Origin of the sequence: Blastomonas sp. (assembly GCF_041747255.1) — a bacterium.
In the GTDB taxonomy this organism is placed as follows: domain Bacteria; phylum Pseudomonadota; class Alphaproteobacteria; order Sphingomonadales; family Sphingomonadaceae; genus Blastomonas.
The window spans coordinates 1-15,170 of record NZ_JBGTFM010000410.1 but is presented as its reverse complement, the minus strand read 5'-3'; the positions used below and the strand labels follow the sequence as shown (position 1 = coordinate 15,170).

Sequence of the window (15,170 nt, the reverse complement as noted above, 5' to 3'; positions counted from 1 at the left end):
GCGCGATGCCAGCGCGGCCAAGCGCAACAACGCGGCCGACCAGCGCCGCATCAGGGAAGCTGCCGCCGCGCTGGGAGTGCCGGGCGCCTAAGCTGGCATCGCATTGCCTGCTGGCTGTGACTATCCGACCAGCGGTTGCTTTTAAATTCATCCATAATCGAACAGTTTTTTGATTTTGCAGTTGCTCGCCGGGATTTTCCGAATATTCTGACGTGCGTCGACCGAAGCGCAGCTAATTCGGTTTTCGTAAATTTTTTTCATTATTACGCAGTCGTTCTGACTTGCTAAAAAGCTTGCAGCACAAAATCTTATATTTAATCTTTGAAAATTGAGTTCTATACCCGACTTATGCCAACATTTGAATTTATTGACAGTGTACATGCCAATATCGCCGGTGCAAACAGACTCGACGCTCTGTTGGAAACGACCTTGGCCGGGGCGAACACGATCGGGCTGGCGCACGTTGCTATCGCGCAACATGCGCATGCGTCTTCTGGGCTGATGCAGCCCGACATCATCAACAACTATCCGCAGGCGTGGCGTGATCTTTTCCTGCGGCGTGAATACGCTCTGTCTGGTCCGGTCCTGGCCGCATGCCAGCGTCGTGGCGGCGCGGTCCGCTGGCTTGATCTGGAAGAGATCATTCCGCTGACCAGAGAGCAACGCGAATATCTTGAGGAGGCCCGCAATCTTGGGCTTGCTTCTGGCTGCACAATTGCCAGCCACTTGCCCCACATGCCCACCATTTCGGTGCATTTTGTGGTGTTAAACAACGGACCTTTGGATCGCCGCACCTTCATGATGGCGCAACTGATCGGCATTGCCGCTGCGCAGCAAGCGCGCACCTTGTGGCTGACGAAATTGCCAAGGCTATCTGCTGAGACCGGTGAACGTCTTTCACCGCGCCAGATTGAGTGCATCAAGCTGGTTGCGCGCGGCAAGACCAGCTGGGAAATCGCGACCGTGCTTGGCATCTCCGATCAGACGGTCAGCGAATATCTGACAGACGCACGTCGGCGGCTGAGTGTCGCGAACCGGGCACAGCTCGTCCTGAAGGCTCTGAAACAAGGCTATTTCAACCTCGATGAAGTCGTCGATTAACGTTCACTCGTGGCGTCCGACGCGAACAACTCCTCCAGAACAAGTAAAAAATTGTGCCTCTCCCCCAAAATTCGGGGTGGTGATTGCTCGCTTTAGCTGCATGCTAAACACAATAAAACCGCAAGGGTCCGCACGCGAATTCACATTCCATGGTTGTGACGCAAAGTCACATGCTGCGCGTTTCGACGCGTTGCTGCCTGCAGGAGACCCGCAGATGAAACATTTTGATTATAATGCAGGACCCGGAACCGGGGCCAATAGACTGCCAGACCACGGCAATGGGGCTTTTGTGCCAGACACTGCCGCGGCCAGTCCGGAGCCACTATCCGAAATCCCAGTGGTGATGCGCGAGCAGCAGATCAATCGCCTGCGCAGCGAGACATTCGCTGATCTCAAGCTGCGCAATGCATTATGGGACATGCTGCTCGAACTGCTGGTGGCAGACACCAGCGGTCAGCAACTTTCGATGAGTGACCTGTGCGCACGGAGCGAGGCGCCGGAAAGCACAGCCTTGCGCCTGATCCATCAGTTGCGCGAAAAGAGCTATGTCAACCTGGCACCCGACAGGTCGGACAGGCGGCGCACCTATGTCGCACTGACCCTCAAAGGCAAGGCGTGTTTCGGTGTCTTCATCAGCGACTATCGGCTCATGGCCAACCAGTAAAATTCTAGGCCAAAACCGCACCCAAGCCAGCCAATATCGCGGACCCCAATGCCGCAGGATACACTTTACCGTCGCTTAACATGTTGATGCTAACTTCAACTGGCAACGGGATGAAACACAATGGCATTTGGCAAGAAGGGTGTACCGACCGACATCAATGATGTCGCTGCAATGCCCGCATCAAGCTCTGCTGACGACCCGCAGCGCGATCCGCGCATGAACCGGCTGATGAAGGTCACCGTGTTTCATGAGCGCTTCGGCAGCAGCGACGCCGTTATCCGCAACATTTCGCGCGGCGGTCTGGGCGGCCGGTGTTTTGCCGAGCTTCGTGTCGGTGACGTGATCGACATTGCCCGCGAAGGCTTTGGCCGCTTTGAAGCTGAAATTCGCTGGGTCCGCAACGGCCATTTTGGCGCAGCGCTGACATCAGACATGACCATCGATACCGACGCGGTTGAAAACCTGTCCTTCGACAAAGGCGATTGGGATGGCGAGGTTAACAAGCCATTGAAAAATCATGTTTTTACCCGGTTCCGCCCGGTGCGCGAGACCTATCGCCCTGGCGTAAACAGCCTGCGTCGCCCATAAGGCCGCTGGCGCGCTGCCGGACAATCCGGCAACGCGCCAGCGACATTATGAAAAGCTCAGGCTCTTGACCTTGTTGACGCCGGCCAGCTGACAGACCTTCCACAGCACCGGTTCCGCCACCGCGCCATCGATTGACAACAGCAGCACCGCCTCGCCCCCGGCCTTTACAGCGCGGCGGCCAAGGTGGAATGTAGCGATATTGACATTGGCCTCACCCAGTGTTGACCCCAGTCGCCCGATAAAGCCCGGCTCATCGCGGTTGACGATGTAGAGCATGTGCCCGGCCAGATCGGCCTCGATCTTGATGCCGTACAACTCGACCAATCGCGGGGTGGCATTGCCGTATAATGTGCCGGCGACCGAGCGCTCGCCATCATCGGTCACCACCGATACGCGCACCAAAGTGTGATAATCGCCCTCGCGCTCGTGACGCACTTCGCGCACATCAAGCCCGCGATCCTTGGCAAGAAACGGCGCGTTAACCATGTTCACGCTGTCAGTGAAGGCGCGCATGAACCCGGCGAGCACCGCAGCGGTGATCGGCCGGATGTCGAGTTCGGCTGCCGCGCCCTCGACCTCGATGGCGATGCTTTTCACCCGGTCGGTCTCAAGCTGCCCGACGAGTGCGCCAAGATTGGTGGCCAGCGCCATATACGGGCGCAGCTTGGGGGCTTGCTCAGCCGACAGGCTGGGCATGTTGAGCGCATTGGTGACGCCGCCCTTCACCAGATAATCGGCCATCTGCTCGGCCACCTGAATGGCAACGTTGACTTGCGCCTCGCTGGTCGATGCGCCCAGATGCGGGGTTGAAACAAAGTTGGGTGTGCCGAACAACGGGCTCTCCTTGGCCGGCTCGGTCGCGAACACATCGAGCGCCGCGCCCCCGACCTGCCCCGAATCGAGCGCCTCCTTGAGCGCCGCCTCATCGATCAGCCCACCGCGCGCGCAATTGATGATGCGCACGCCCTTCTTGGTCTTGGCAAGCGCCTCCTTGCTCAGGATGTTGCGCGTCTGATCGGTCAGCGGGGTGTGCAGTGTGATGAAATCAGCGCGCGCCAGCAGATCATCGAGCGTGACCTTTTCGATGCCCATTTCCACCGCGCGTTCGGGGGTGAGGAACGGATCGAAGGCGATGACCTTCATCTTGAGGCCCAGCGCGCGATCGGCAACAATCGAGCCGATGTTGCCAGCACCGATCAGACCCAGCGTCTTGGCGGTGAGCTCGACACCCATGAAGCGGTTCTTTTCCCACTTGCCGGCCTGTGTCGAAGCGTCGGCTTCGGGCAGCTGGCGGGCGAGCGCAAACATCAGCGCGATGGCGTGTTCTGCGGTGGTGATCGAATTACCGAACGGGGTGTTCATCACCACCACGCCCTTGGCCGATGCTGCCGGGATATCGACGTTGTCGACGCCAATCCCTGCGCGCCCGACGACCTTGAGGTTTGTCGCCGCATCGATGATCGCCTGTGTGACCTTGGTTGATGAGCGGATCGCGAGACCATCATACTGGCCGATGATTTCCATCAGCTCTTCGGGCGTCTGGCCGGTGATGACATCAACCTCGCAACCGCGTTCGCGAAAGATCTGCGCGGCCTTGGGGTCCATTTTATCGGAAATGAGTACTTTTGGCATGTTTGTCTCCCTCTCCCCGTCAGGGGAGAGGGCCGGGGAGAGGGGAATGACCTCGACACCCGGCCCTATTGATGAATGAAAAACTCGAGAGGGCGGCCCCCTCTCCCTTCGCCGCTGCGCGGCTCTTCCCTCTCCCCTGAAGGGGAGAGGACTTAGGCAGTCAGCTCAGCGTACGCCCAGTCGAGCCATGGCCCGAGCGCCTCGATATCGGCGGTATCGACGGTCGCGCCGCACCAGATGCGCAAGCCCGGCGGGGCATCGCGGTATCCGGCGATGTCAAACGCTGCGCCCTCCTTTTCGAGCAACCCGGCCAGCGCCTTGATGAACGCCTCGTCCGCGCCATCGACGGTCAGGCAGACACTGGTGGTCGAGCGCGTGGCCGGATCAGCCGCAAGATGGCCGAGCCATGGGCGCGCCCGCACGATGGCATCAAGCGCAGCGGCATTGGCGTTGCTGCGCGCGATCATGCCCGCCGCACCGCCGACCGATTTGCCCCATTCGAGCGCAAAGATTGCGTCTTCCACCGCCAGCATCGACGGGGTGTTGATCGTCTCGCCCTTGAACACGCCTTCGGCCAGCGCGCCCTTTGCCATCAGGCGGAACACCTTGGGCAGCGGCCATGCGGGCGTATAAGTCTCAAGCCGTTCGACCGCACGCGGGCCGAGGATCAGCACGCCATGCGCGCCCTCGCCGCCGAGCACCTTCTGCCAGCTGAACGTGGCGACATCGATCTTGTCCCACGGAAAATCATAGGCGAACACCGCGCTGGTGGCGTCGGCAAAGCTCAGGCCCTCGCGGCTCTCGGCGATCCAGTCGCCGTTGGGCACGCGCACGCCCGATGTCGTGCCATTCCAGGTGAACAGCACATCGTGCGACCAGTCGACCGCCGCCAGATCAGGCAGCTGGCCATAATCGGCACGGATGACATTGGGGTCGAGCTTCAGCTGCTTGACCGCATCGGTGACCCAGCCTTCGCCAAAGCTTTCCCACGCCATCGCAGTCACTGGCCGTGCGCCCAGCATCGTCCACATCGCCATTTCATAAGCGCCGGTATCAGACCCGGGCACAATGCCGATGCGGTGGGTATCGGGCAGCTGCAGCAGCTCGCGCATCAGATCGATGCAATATTGCAGCCGCGCCTTGCCGATCTTTGAGCGGTGCGAACGTCCGAGCGATTGGGTGTTAAGGCTTGCAGGCGACCAGCCCGGAGGCTTGGCGCAGGGGCCGGATGAAAAATGCGGCCGTGCAGGCAGGGTATCAGGTTTTTTGGCGAGCACAGCCGTGCCCGCACCAACAGTATCAGTCATAAAAGTCTCTCCTTACAGAGAGCACGCGCGGCGTTGGGACCGCGTGGCCCATCGACGGCACTAGGGGTGATTCGCTTGAGTGGCAATCACCAATCGCCGGACGGACAATGAAAACCGCCGCCCTGTGTAACTAAGACACAGAGCGGCGCGGAATTACTTCTTGAAAATGATCTTGCCGCGCTGCGCGACCAGCAGCTTTTCCATCGTCACCGGGTGGAAATAGGCTTCGACATTCTGGCCTTCGGGGGTCACGCCATACACTTCATAGCAGCCGCCATCGACCTTGGATTTCTTGACCTTCCAGCCATCTTTTTTCAGCTTGGCTTCAAGGTCGTTGCGGCTCTTCCAGCTGGACTGGGGCCCGGCTTCGCACTTCATCTTGCCGGTTGCTTCAGCGGATGGGCTGGCTGCAAACTGCATCGCGGTGGCGGCGGCAACTGCCATCATGGCCTGAGAAAACTTCATAGGTCGTGCTCTTTCCTGTTGGGTTCAGCGCGGTGCCAGTTGCTGGCCTGTTCGCCCTGAACGCTTGTTGAACATGATGATCAGCCGCGCGACTTCAAGCACCAGCAAAGGCACTAAATGCATGGCCATGTCCTGCCATTCGCCATCGACATAGATCCAGTGCAGCGCAATCAGCAGCGCCGCCGGATAGACCAGCCGCTGCAGCCGCTTCCAGTTGCGACGCAGCGCGCGCTGCGATGCAGCGTTGCTGGTCAACGCCATCGCGGCGAAGATCAGCAAAGCGACATAGCCTGTCCAGATGCTGAAAATCAGCGCTTCTTCCGCGATCTGCCCCCAGTCGCCCATGTCGTAGAGATAGAAGACCAGATGCAGCATCCCATAGCCGAAGGCGGCAACCCCCAACGATCGGCGGCGCGCCAACCACCAGTCCAGCCAGCGCCGCCGACCGAAAATCGCGCGCAATGGTGAAACCATCATCGCCAGGATCATCATCCGCACCGAAAATTCGCCGCTGGGATGCACCAGATCAAACGCGGTCACCGGGTCTCGCGCGAACGTGACCAGCATCACCGCAGCCGGGATCGCCAGAATGGCCCAGAACAATGGCAATGCGTTTAGAAAGCGAAGCATCTTGGGTCCCAACCGGCTGCTCAGTGCGCTGCCACGCACAGAGCTAGGCAATGCAGGCTCTGGATGCAATGGTTTTTGCGAGCCGTTATCAACAATGTCCTGATCCGGCGTTAACCATCCCCATCATGCGACCTTTAAGCATCCCTCCGCTATGAAGAATGCATGACCGCAGCCAGCCTCAACCCCTGCAATTCCACGCCCCCGCCAGCAGGGCCACATGGGCCTGTAGCACAGGGCACCGAGCATATCCCAGGCGCAGACGACATGCACAATCCGGTGCCCGCCTATGTCAAAGCCTGCTTGGACGATCGGGCCAGGCAACCGCGATATTCCGCCAACGTGCGCGATGGCGACCCACGATTCACCCGCAACAGCCTTTCGCCCGAGCTGCAGCGCATGGCGTTGATCGCCGCGCTCGCCACCATGCTGGCCGGCTGCAGTGTGCTGCCGGAGGGCCGCGCGGTTGCGACGATACCCGCGCCGGCTACCTACCGTCTTCCGCCGCCGCCTGCGATGGGTCCGGCAATCACCAGAAGCCCCGAAACCCGCCAGTGCATCAGCCAGCTCAGCCAGCAACGCGTCAGCTTCACACCCGTGCCCGATCAGATGTTCGATGGCGGCTGCACGCAGCTGGGCAGTGTGCGGCTGACCGCGATCAACCTGAGCGAGGCAACGCGCGGCGGCGATATGCTGGCAATCAGCAACATCGGGCCGGTCAAGTGCGAACTCGCGCAGCGCTTTGCCGGATGGGCGCAGTTCGGCGTCGCGCGCGCGGCGGAACAGATGCTGGGCAGCCCGCTGGTGCGCATCGAAACCATGGGCAGCTATAGTTGCCGCACGATTGCCGGGTCGGCGCGCATGTCGCAGCACGCACATGCCAACGCGATCGATATCGCCGCCTTCGTGCTCGCCGACGGCCGGCGCATCACGGTCAAGCAGGGTTGGAACGGATCGGCGCAGGAACGCGCCTTCCTGCGCACCGTCCACGCCAGCGCCTGCAAGCGCTTTGGCACCGTGCTCGGGCCGGAGTATAACTCCGCGCATCACGACCATCTGCATGTCGACATGAGCAGCCAAGGGACTTGCCGTTAAGCGCCTGCCCCCCTAATTGCCGTGCAATGACAAATAAAGAACTGACACAGCCGCGCTTTCGCCGCGCTGATGAAGACGCCCGCACTGCCGAAGCCGCAGTGCACGATACCCCCCAAACACAAGATCCCGCCTATCGGCTGGCGTTTCTCGACACCGAATTTCTGCTGCGGCAGGAGCTGCGCCCGGTGCGCTTTCAGCTGGAGCTGCTCAAGACCGAGATGCTGCTGGAGGAATCGGGCATCGGTTCAACCCTGGTGATCTATGGCTCGGCCCGCATCCCTGCGCCCGACAAAACCGAGGGGCTGGTTGAGGCGGCGCGCACCCCGGAAGAAAAGACCGTTGCCGAGCGGCTCGTTGCCAAGTCGAAATATTATGATCAGGCCCGCGAACTGGCACGGCTGGCGAGCACCTGCAACGTTGTCGAAGACGGCAAGCGGCAGTTCGTCGTGTGTTCGGGCGGTGGTCCCTCGATCATGGAAGCCGCCAATCGCGGCGCCGCCGATGCGGGTTTCGATTCGGTCGGCCTTAACATCGTGCTGCCGCATGAGCAGGCACCCAACCAATATGTGACTCCGCACCTGTCCTTCCAGTTCCATTATTTTGCGCTGCGCAAGATGCACTTTCTGCTGCGCGCCCGCGCGGTGGCGGTTTTCCCCGGCGGCTTTGGCACATTCGATGAATTCTTTGAACTGCTGACGCTGATCCAGACCGGCAAGATGGAGCCAATCCCTATCGTTCTGTTTGGCAAAGATTTCTGGAGCCGCGTCGTCAATTTCGAGGCGCTGGCCGAAGAAGGCGTGATCTCCGCCGGCAACCTGAACCTGTTCAAATTCGTCGAAACCGCTGACGAAGCCTGGCAGATCATCCGCGCATTTTACGATTTGCCCTGCGATTGAGCCAACACGATTGAGCCTATTCGCCGAGCTCAACACTCCGCTTGGCTGCTGCCGCCATCGCCGCTTCCACCAGCGTGTCGAGCGCGCCATTGGCATCGAACACGTTGAGCGCGGCGCGCGTGGTGCCGCCGGGGCTGGCAACGCGCTCGGCGAGTTGCGCAGGGTTTTCGTCTGACGCATCGGCGAGGTTGGCCGCGCCGCGCACCATCGCCAACGCAAAGCGTGCCGCCTGATCGTGCGGCATTCCCATGTTGGTCGCGGCCCGCCCCAGCGCATCAATGAAGCGAAACAGATAGGCTGGGCCAGACCCGCTGAGCGCGGTGACGAGGTGCATGTGCGACTCATCTGCCAGCCACTCGGCGATGCCCAGAATCGCAAACAGGCTTTCCAGCTGGCGGCGGTCACCCTCGTCCAACGGTTCGGCAAACAATGCGGTCACCGACTGGCCGATGGACACCCCCATGTTGGGGATGATCCGCGCCACCGCCCGGCAACCCGGCACTGCGTTGCGCAGAGCGGCCAGTTCCACCCCCGCCAGCATCGAGACAAGCAGCGTTTGTGACAGATCAATCGCGGCCAGTCGCGGCGCGACATCGCCCAGCATCTGCGGCTTGATGCCCAGCAGCAGCCAGTCCGGCGCGGCGATGCTATGATCGATGGCGGTCAGGTGATTGACGCCTGCGGGCAGATCGCGTGGGGATGGATCGACTACGGTGACGCGCGCCGGATCAAGCCCTTGCGCAAACCACCCGCGCAACATCGCGCCCGACATATTGCCGCAACCGATGACGACGAGCGATTGGGGGAAGGCGATCATGGGCGCTAAATGCTCTCAATTCAATACACGGTTTTCCGGCGAACGCCGGAATCCAGGGGCGGATGCAGTGCAATCTGACCCCTGGACTCCGGCTTTCGCCGGAGAACGGCTTAGACATTATTAGGTTCTTTAAGCCTCGCCCTGGGTATCGATCAATGCTGCGGCCAGTGCCTCTTGCGGGGTCTTGTCGCCCCACAGGATGAACTGAAACACCGGGTAAAAGCGATCACATTCGTCAATCGCGGCCTCGACCGCGAGCTGTGCCTGATCGAGCCCCAGCATCGCGTCGCTGCCCAGCATGATGCCGTTGCGATACAGCACCACGCCGCTGTTCGACCAGATATCGAAATGGCCCAACCACAGCTGCTCGTTGATCAACGCGAGCGCCTCGCAGATCAGCGCAAACTTGTCATCGGGCACCCGGATTTCAGGCATTGCGAGCAGCTGCAGGACATTGTCTTCCTGCCGCCAGATGGCGCGCAGTTGATAGCTGGTCCAGCTGCCCTTGACCTCGGTCAACAGCTCATCGTCGCCCACCATCTCGCACGGCCAGCCGCGTGCCTCGAACAGCGCCGCGAGCATATCGACGGGAGCCGCTTCCTCGCGTTCCAAATCAAGCTGCTGTTCGTTCAACATCGTGTCCTTTCGCGCGAACCTGCGCGGGTGCAAACTGCCCCGATGCGCGTGCCCGCGCAATGGGGCGGGCCACCAAGCCGTGCTTGGTTGTGCCAAAGACTGTGCAAAAACTGTGGATAAATAAGGTTAACGCTCGGCGCTCACTTAGGGGCCTCGCTTGCTGGCTTGGGGGCCTTGGCAGGCTTGGCCGCAGCGGCTTCCAGCGCGGCAATGCGCGCTTTCAGGCTCTCGGCTTCCTCGCGCGCCTTGGCCGCCATTTCCTTAACCGCCTCAAATTCCTCGCGGCTGACAAAATCAAGCCCTGCGATCCACTCACGGGTCCGTTCACGCGCGCTTTCGCCCGCCTCACGGCTCATGCCCGCGACGGTGCCGGCAAGGCCATTGATGAACTTGGCGAAATCGCCGCCGATCTCTGATTTGTTCTGCATGTCTGTCTCCATCGCAGGGGCAAGGCCTGCGCCAAAATCGAGTGTGCCATAGCATGTGGTGCCGGTTTGCAGCAACTGCAAGTCCGGTGCGTCAAGGCCCTGGCCCCCAGCGATCAGGGAGTGGGCGGTGCCAGCTGGATGCGCTGGCCTTCGCGCGGCACCACCAATGTTTCCGCATCGGGGTTCAGCTGGTCGAACTGCTTGTTGAGCACCGCTGCAAAACACAGCCAGGCCAGATACGGCACCATCAGCCATGCGGCGAGCGCGCGCACCCGGCCAAACACCATCGTGGTGACAAAGGCCGCTGCCAGCACGCCAAGCAACAGATAAAAGCCGCCGGTCACCTGATGCATGCCGAAGAAATAGATCGGCCATGCCAGGTTGAGACCAAGCTGGATGAAGAACAGAACGATGGCCAACCCGCGCAGGCGCGCGCCGCGCGCGGTGACGACGACAGTAAGCGCCAGCCCCATCATCACATAAAGGACCGACCACGCCGCGCCAAAAGCCCAGCCCGGTGGCTGGATTGCAGGCTTTTCGAGTGCCTGAAACCAGCGGTTGTCTTCACCCGAGCCGGAAAATTCGCTGACCCCAAAGCCCAGCAGCACCACCAAAGGCACCAACAACAAGGCCCAGCGCAAGAACACCAGCCGCAATTGCATCGGCGACGCAATTTCGTTCATCGACCCGGATTCTCCATTGAAACAACCTTCAGTTGAACGCGGGCATATCGGATTCGTCCGGGCCTTGCCAGCCTGCATTCCATTCAAAACCCGTGCCGGATCGGGTCAACATTCGCGCCCCTTTTGCGCCGCGACCAAAAATTCGATGTTGCCGCTGGGGCCGGTGATCGGGCTTTGCGTGAGCCCGACGACGGGCCAGTCGATGCTGGCCAGCCACGCCATCACCCGGTCGCACACCGCAGTATGCAATGCAGGATCGCGCACCACCCCGCCCTTGCCGATCTGGTCGCGGCCAACCTCGAACTGCGGCTTGATCAGCGCCACCAGCCAGCCGCCGGAGCGCACGAACGACAGCGGCACCGGCAGCACCTTGTCGAGCGCGATGAAGCTCGCATCGCACACCACGATATCGATCGGGCAGTTGATCTGCGCCTCGGTGAGGATGCGCGCACTGGTCTGTTCGTGGACCGCGACGCGCGCATCCTGCCGCAGCTTCCACGCGAGCTGATTGGTGCCGCTGTCGACCGCAAACACGAATTGTGCGCCACGCGACAGCAGCACATCGGTAAAGCCGCCGGTCGACGAGCCGACATCGATGGCGGTCAATCCCTGCACATCAATGCTGAAATGATCGAGCGCGTGCGCCAGCTTGATGCCACCGCGCGACACCCAGGGGTGATCGCGCCCACGCACCTCAAGCGGCGCATCTGCCGCCAGCGCCTCACCCGCCTTGGCGATCTTGCGCTCGCCTGAAAACACCAGCCCGGCCAGAATGAGCGCCTGCGCCCGCGCGCGGCTTTCCACCAGACCGCGCTCGACCAGCAGCTGGTCAACGCGCATTTTAACAGGCTTTGCGGTGGGTGAGGTCATGACGCGCCATATCGCCTGGCAGGTGCAATCGCCAGACCGGGACGCAGATTTTTGAGGAACGCCAGCTGTTGCGTACGGCAGAACACAGCGGGCCATGAATTATGACGCAAAAAAAGATAAATACAAGACTTGTTGAAACCCCATGGATGATTCACAACCGGAGTCGCAAGGAATACAAATCGCCAAATCCTGCGGAAATCTGCAGAATTTGCGAATGGCCCTTCACTTGGTTTTCAACATAGCGAAAGGAGGTGATCCGATGTCTCATGGTTCAGCAAGAGGGTCGGTCAAGTCCATTCGGAGTGTTCGCGGCTAACAGCTGTTTGCCCTCTGGTCAGGGCAAGCGCTTGTAGCGAGCGCGACATCCACTCCGAAGGCGGCACTTCCGGCCGCTGACCATGTGATGGGCCGCACGGGGGCGAAAGCTCCCGGCGGCCCCTCTCATTTGTGGGCGCCTGCTCCGGGCAAACCAACTCTACACGAAATAAAATACACAAGCTTGGTGAAGGCTACGCTGAACCGCTCGCCTTCTTTTTTGTTGTTCTCCGGCGAACGCCGGGGCCCAGGAGTCAGATTGTGCTTTACCCGCCCTGGATTCCGGCGTTCGCCGAAAAACGGCGCAGGACAAGACTAACCGTTAGCGCGGGGGCTTCGACAGGCTCAGGCTGAGCGGGGAGTGGCTGAGGTTAACCGATGGGTGGTTCAGGCTAAGCGGAGCTCAGGCTAAGTGGGGGTTGCTCCGGCGGATCGGAGATTTTTGCGCCTTGCCCCTCCCGCTTGCGGACTGGGTAAGCCTCACTTCATCCCCATGATGTGCCTGGCAATGTGGTAGATGCTCTGCTGCTCAAGCGTGCCGTGGAACAGGTGCGCCTGCGGCCCTGCTGCCTTGAGCAGCACATCTTCACCCGCGTGGGTTTCGCCTGCGGTCGGGACGGTTGCCTGCTGCTGATAGTTGAGCGCGGCGGTGTCTTCCTTGGACGGATCGTTGCGCGGTTCGTTCACCTTGGCACCGGGGCCGTTGGCATAGCCGAGCGTCGTGTAGGGCTTGCCGTCCTTGGCGGTGATCGGCTCGCCATCCTCGGTGACGCTGGCCATGCCGAAGATCGATGTGCCACGCGGCGGATAGCCCGCGATGGTAAAGACATGGCTGTGATCGGCGGTGACCAGCACCAGCGTATCGTCGAGATTGACCATTTGCAGCGCCCGCGCCACCGCCTCGTCAAAGGCGATAGTGTCATCAAGCGCGCGCTGCGCATTGCCGCCGTGGTGGGCATGGTCGATCCGCCCGCCCTCGACCATCAGCACATAGCCGTTATCGGCGCGTTGCAGCTTCGTGATCGCCAGCGCGGTCATCTCGGCCAGCGATGGCTCGCCCGCCTTGTCCTTGGCGCGATCGGCCTCAAACTGCATATGGCTGGGCTCGAACAGACCGAAAATTGGAGTATCCTTGGTCCCATCAAGCATGGCGAACTGCGCGGCGTTCCAGACATAATCGCCCTTGGGATTGCGCCGTTTCCACTCGGCAATCAGATCGCGGCCATCGGTGCGGCTACCCTTTTTGTCGGTATATTCCGGGTCGGCCTGGGTGTTGGGCATGAACGGCGCACGGCCCCCGCCCAGCACCACCTTCAACCCCTTGGCATGCGGCCATTCGACCAGCTGACGGGCGATGTCCTTGCACGCAGCGCCTGCCGGCAGATCGGCGTTGCTTTCCCAGTTCCGGTCTACGCTGTGCGCGTAGACGGAGGCACCTGTGGCATGGGTGATACGCGCGGTTGAGATCACCCCGAGCGCCTTGCCCGCGCCTTCCGCCTGCTCAAACAGCGTCGGCACATCCTGCCCCGCTGCAGTCTCGCACTTGCCGCGCATAGCAGCGGGCTTCAAGCCCAGCATGCCTGAACGCGTCTTGATGCCCGCCACGATCGCGGTCGCCGTGGCGGCGGAATCGGACACCTGATAATCGTGGCTGTAGGTCTTGACGATCGCTGAATAGGGCATCGAGTCCATCGCGGTTTCGGTGGATTCGCCATCCTTGCCCGCCTTCTGCCCCTGCCAGATGCGCGCGGCGGTGAGCGTGCTGACTCCCATACCATCGCCAATGAAGATGATCAGGTTCTTCGCCTGGCCTTCGTTGCGCGCGATATTCAGCCGCGCCTCAAGCTGCGCGCGTCCCTGCGCCGCATAATCTTCGGCGGTCGGTTCGGGCGCGGCGTCCTGCGCCATCACCGGCAGGCTGATCGCGGTGGACAAAAGTAGCGCGGCGGCAAAACTACGGGTCATGAGACTGTCTCCTAAGCGACCCCCCTTTTCATGAACCCGTGACAATTTCGAGACAAAGCCAAAGTCGATGCCACAGGCGCGCAGCACACTTGACCCCAAAGATTTTGCAGCGCAGCATTCTCAAATGACCGACCAGAACCCTGCCCTGCCCAGCCCAATCAGTCAAAACACGGATATCCGTTATCTGGGTCGGATCCTTGGTGATGTCATCCGCGCCTATGGCGGCGAGAAGCTGTTCCGCCAAACCGAATACATCCGCTCGGTCAGCGTCGACCGGCATCGCGGCATCGATGGCGCAGACGACATCGATACCGGGCTGGGCGCGCTCAGCCTTGACGACACGCTGGATTTCGTACGCGGATTCATGCTGTTTTCGATGCTCGCCAACCTAGCCGAAGATCGCCAGGGCATGACGCAGGAGAGCGGCGCGACCGTAGCCGAGGCGATCGCGCGGCTGAAAGCGCATGGCGTCAGCGATGCGGCGCTTGCCGCTCTGCTCGAACACAGCCTGATCGTGCCAGTGTTGACCGCGCACCCGACCGAAGTGCGCCGAAAATCGATGATCGATCACAAGAACCGGATCGCCGAGCTGATGGCGGTCAAGGACAGCGGCGCGACCGAAACCGCCGCCGGTGACCCGATCGACGACGCGATCCGGCGGCAAGTGGCGCTGCTGTGGCAGACCCGGCCGCTGCGCAGCGAGCGCCTGTTTGTCGCCGACGAGGTCGAGAACGCCCGCTCGACCATGCAGGAGGTGTTCCTGCCGGTGCTGCCGATGCTCTATGCGCGCTGGGAACGGGTGCTGGGCCACCGCCCGCCATCGTTTCTGCGGCTGGGCAGCTGGATCGGCGGCGACCGCGATGGCAACCCGTTCGTCACCGCCGATGCGCTGCGCCATGCGCTCGCCCGTCAGGCGGAGACCGCGCTGGTCCATTATCTCGATGCGGTGCATGCGCTGGGGCAGGATCTGAGCATCGCCACGGGCCTGTCGTCCACCCCCGATGCGGTGCTCGCGCTGGCAGAAAACAGCGGCGACAACGCCCCCAGCCGCGCCGATGAGCCCTATCGCCGGGCGCTTGCG

General features: G+C 61.4%; 16 protein-coding genes. 6 read left to right on the top strand and 10 right to left on the bottom strand.

Annotation, left to right across the window (positions count from 1 at the left end; translation table 11 throughout):
- Positions 1-321: 321 nt before the first annotated feature.
- From ACEW8G_RS13875 to ACEW8G_RS13865, 3 genes are all read left to right on the top strand, one after another.
- Positions 322-1,101, top strand: coding sequence for an autoinducer binding domain-containing protein (locus tag ACEW8G_RS13875; RefSeq protein WP_373488998.1), 780 nt, complete (start codon positions 322-324; stop codon positions 1,099-1,101).
- Positions 1,102-1,315: 214 nt separating this feature from the next.
- Entirely contained in the window at positions 1,316-1,765 is a 450-nt protein-coding gene (locus ACEW8G_RS13870; protein WP_373488997.1) for a winged helix DNA-binding protein, read from the top strand.
- Positions 1,766-1,885: 120 nt separating this feature from the next.
- Positions 1,886-2,353: a hypothetical protein gene (locus tag ACEW8G_RS13865; protein WP_373488996.1), complete on the top strand. Its 468-nt coding sequence runs from the start codon at positions 1,886-1,888 to the stop codon at positions 2,351-2,353.
- 45 nt (positions 2,354-2,398) lie between these two features.
- Here ACEW8G_RS13865 and serA read toward each other — a convergent pair whose 3' ends face one another.
- The 4 genes from serA to ACEW8G_RS13845 all read right to left on the bottom strand — a co-directional run bounded on the left by serA (position 2,399) and on the right by ACEW8G_RS13845 (position 6,387).
- Positions 2,399-3,985, bottom strand: coding sequence for a phosphoglycerate dehydrogenase (gene serA, locus ACEW8G_RS13860; protein ID WP_373488995.1), 1,587 nt, complete (start codon positions 3,983-3,985; stop codon positions 2,399-2,401).
- A gap of 152 nt (positions 3,986-4,137) precedes the next feature.
- Positions 4,138-5,292: a phosphoserine transaminase gene (locus tag ACEW8G_RS13855; protein ID WP_373488994.1), complete on the bottom strand. Its 1,155-nt coding sequence runs from the start codon at positions 5,290-5,292 to the stop codon at positions 4,138-4,140.
- A 153-nt stretch (positions 5,293-5,445) separates the two neighbouring features.
- Positions 5,446-5,757 (bottom strand): PepSY domain-containing protein, encoded by a 312-nt coding sequence (locus ACEW8G_RS13850; RefSeq protein WP_373488993.1) that lies wholly within the window; start codon positions 5,755-5,757, stop codon positions 5,446-5,448.
- A gap of 24 nt (positions 5,758-5,781) precedes the next feature.
- Positions 5,782-6,387 carry a sulfite oxidase heme-binding subunit YedZ gene (locus ACEW8G_RS13845; RefSeq protein ID WP_373488992.1) on the bottom strand — a complete coding sequence of 202 codons (606 nt, stop codon included), beginning with the start codon at positions 6,385-6,387 and terminating at the stop codon, positions 5,782-5,784.
- Between the two features lie 162 nt (positions 6,388-6,549).
- On the opposite strand from ACEW8G_RS13845, the gene ACEW8G_RS13840 reads away from it, so the two are divergent.
- Together ACEW8G_RS13840 and ACEW8G_RS13835 are read left to right on the top strand one after the other, a co-directional pair.
- Complete coding sequence (locus ACEW8G_RS13840) at positions 6,550-7,479, top strand: extensin family protein (protein ID WP_373488991.1); 930 nt, start codon at positions 6,550-6,552, stop codon at positions 7,477-7,479.
- Positions 7,480-7,505: 26 nt separating this feature from the next.
- Positions 7,506-8,375, top strand: coding sequence for an LOG family protein (locus ACEW8G_RS13835; protein WP_373488990.1), 870 nt, complete (start codon positions 7,506-7,508; stop codon positions 8,373-8,375).
- 16 nt (positions 8,376-8,391) lie between these two features.
- Here ACEW8G_RS13835 and proC read toward each other — a convergent pair whose 3' ends face one another.
- The 6 genes from proC to ACEW8G_RS13805 form a co-directional block, all read right to left on the bottom strand.
- Positions 8,392-9,192: a pyrroline-5-carboxylate reductase gene (gene proC / locus ACEW8G_RS13830; RefSeq protein ID WP_373488989.1), complete on the bottom strand. Its 801-nt coding sequence runs from the start codon at positions 9,190-9,192 to the stop codon at positions 8,392-8,394.
- A 129-nt stretch (positions 9,193-9,321) separates the two neighbouring features.
- Complete coding sequence (locus tag ACEW8G_RS13825; RefSeq protein ID WP_373488988.1) at positions 9,322-9,828, bottom strand: YbjN domain-containing protein; 507 nt, start codon at positions 9,826-9,828, stop codon at positions 9,322-9,324.
- 140 nt (positions 9,829-9,968) lie between these two features.
- A complete protein-coding gene (locus tag ACEW8G_RS13820; protein ID WP_373488987.1) occupies positions 9,969-10,256 on the bottom strand; it encodes an accessory factor UbiK family protein in 288 nt (95 codons plus the stop codon).
- A gap of 113 nt (positions 10,257-10,369) precedes the next feature.
- Entirely contained in the window at positions 10,370-10,939 is a 570-nt protein-coding gene (locus tag ACEW8G_RS13815) for a TspO/MBR family protein (protein WP_373488986.1), read from the bottom strand.
- 105 nt (positions 10,940-11,044) lie between these two features.
- Positions 11,045-11,779: a TlyA family RNA methyltransferase gene (locus tag ACEW8G_RS13810; RefSeq protein WP_373488985.1), complete on the bottom strand. Its 735-nt coding sequence runs from the start codon at positions 11,777-11,779 to the stop codon at positions 11,045-11,047.
- 825 nt (positions 11,780-12,604) lie between these two features.
- On the bottom strand, positions 12,605-14,089 hold the full coding sequence (locus tag ACEW8G_RS13805) for an alkaline phosphatase (RefSeq protein WP_373488984.1): 1,485 nt from the start codon (positions 14,087-14,089) through the stop codon (positions 12,605-12,607).
- Positions 14,090-14,213: 124 nt separating this feature from the next.
- On the opposite strand from ACEW8G_RS13805, the gene ACEW8G_RS13800 reads away from it, so the two are divergent.
- The coding region (locus tag ACEW8G_RS13800; RefSeq protein WP_373488983.1) for a phosphoenolpyruvate carboxylase at positions 14,214-15,170 on the top strand (957 nt) is incomplete at its 3' end.

Excerpts from the sequence above, each read along its gene's own strand:
- proC (WP_373488989.1), bottom strand. The coding sequence starts at position 9,192 with ATGATCGCCTTCCCCCAATCGCTCGTCGTCATCGGTTGCGGCAATATG.
- ACEW8G_RS13835 (WP_373488990.1), top strand. The coding sequence starts at position 7,506 with ATGACAAATAAAGAACTGACACAGCCGCGCTTTCGCCGCGCTGATGAA.
- serA (WP_373488995.1), bottom strand. The coding sequence starts at position 3,985 with ATGCCAAAAGTACTCATTTCCGATAAAATGGACCCCAAGGCCGCGCAG.
- ACEW8G_RS13805 (WP_373488984.1), bottom strand. The coding sequence starts at position 14,089 with ATGACCCGTAGTTTTGCCGCCGCGCTACTTTTGTCCACCGCGATCAGC.
- ACEW8G_RS13855 (WP_373488994.1), bottom strand. The coding sequence starts at position 5,292 with ATGACTGATACTGTTGGTGCGGGCACGGCTGTGCTCGCCAAAAAACCT.
- ACEW8G_RS13825 (WP_373488988.1), bottom strand. The coding sequence starts at position 9,828 with ATGTTGAACGAACAGCAGCTTGATTTGGAACGCGAGGAAGCGGCTCCC.
- ACEW8G_RS13865 (WP_373488996.1), top strand. The coding sequence starts at position 1,886 with ATGGCATTTGGCAAGAAGGGTGTACCGACCGACATCAATGATGTCGCT.
- ACEW8G_RS13815 (WP_373488986.1), bottom strand. The coding sequence starts at position 10,939 with ATGAACGAAATTGCGTCGCCGATGCAATTGCGGCTGGTGTTCTTGCGC.
- ACEW8G_RS13845 (WP_373488992.1), bottom strand. The coding sequence starts at position 6,387 with ATGCTTCGCTTTCTAAACGCATTGCCATTGTTCTGGGCCATTCTGGCG.
- ACEW8G_RS13850 (WP_373488993.1), bottom strand. The coding sequence starts at position 5,757 with ATGAAGTTTTCTCAGGCCATGATGGCAGTTGCCGCCGCCACCGCGATG.
- ACEW8G_RS13870 (WP_373488997.1), top strand. The coding sequence starts at position 1,316 with ATGAAACATTTTGATTATAATGCAGGACCCGGAACCGGGGCCAATAGA.
- ACEW8G_RS13810 (WP_373488985.1), bottom strand. The coding sequence starts at position 11,779 with ATGCGCGTTGACCAGCTGCTGGTCGAGCGCGGTCTGGTGGAAAGCCGC.
- ACEW8G_RS13840 (WP_373488991.1), top strand. The coding sequence starts at position 6,550 with ATGACCGCAGCCAGCCTCAACCCCTGCAATTCCACGCCCCCGCCAGCA.
- ACEW8G_RS13820 (WP_373488987.1), bottom strand. The coding sequence starts at position 10,256 with ATGCAGAACAAATCAGAGATCGGCGGCGATTTCGCCAAGTTCATCAAT.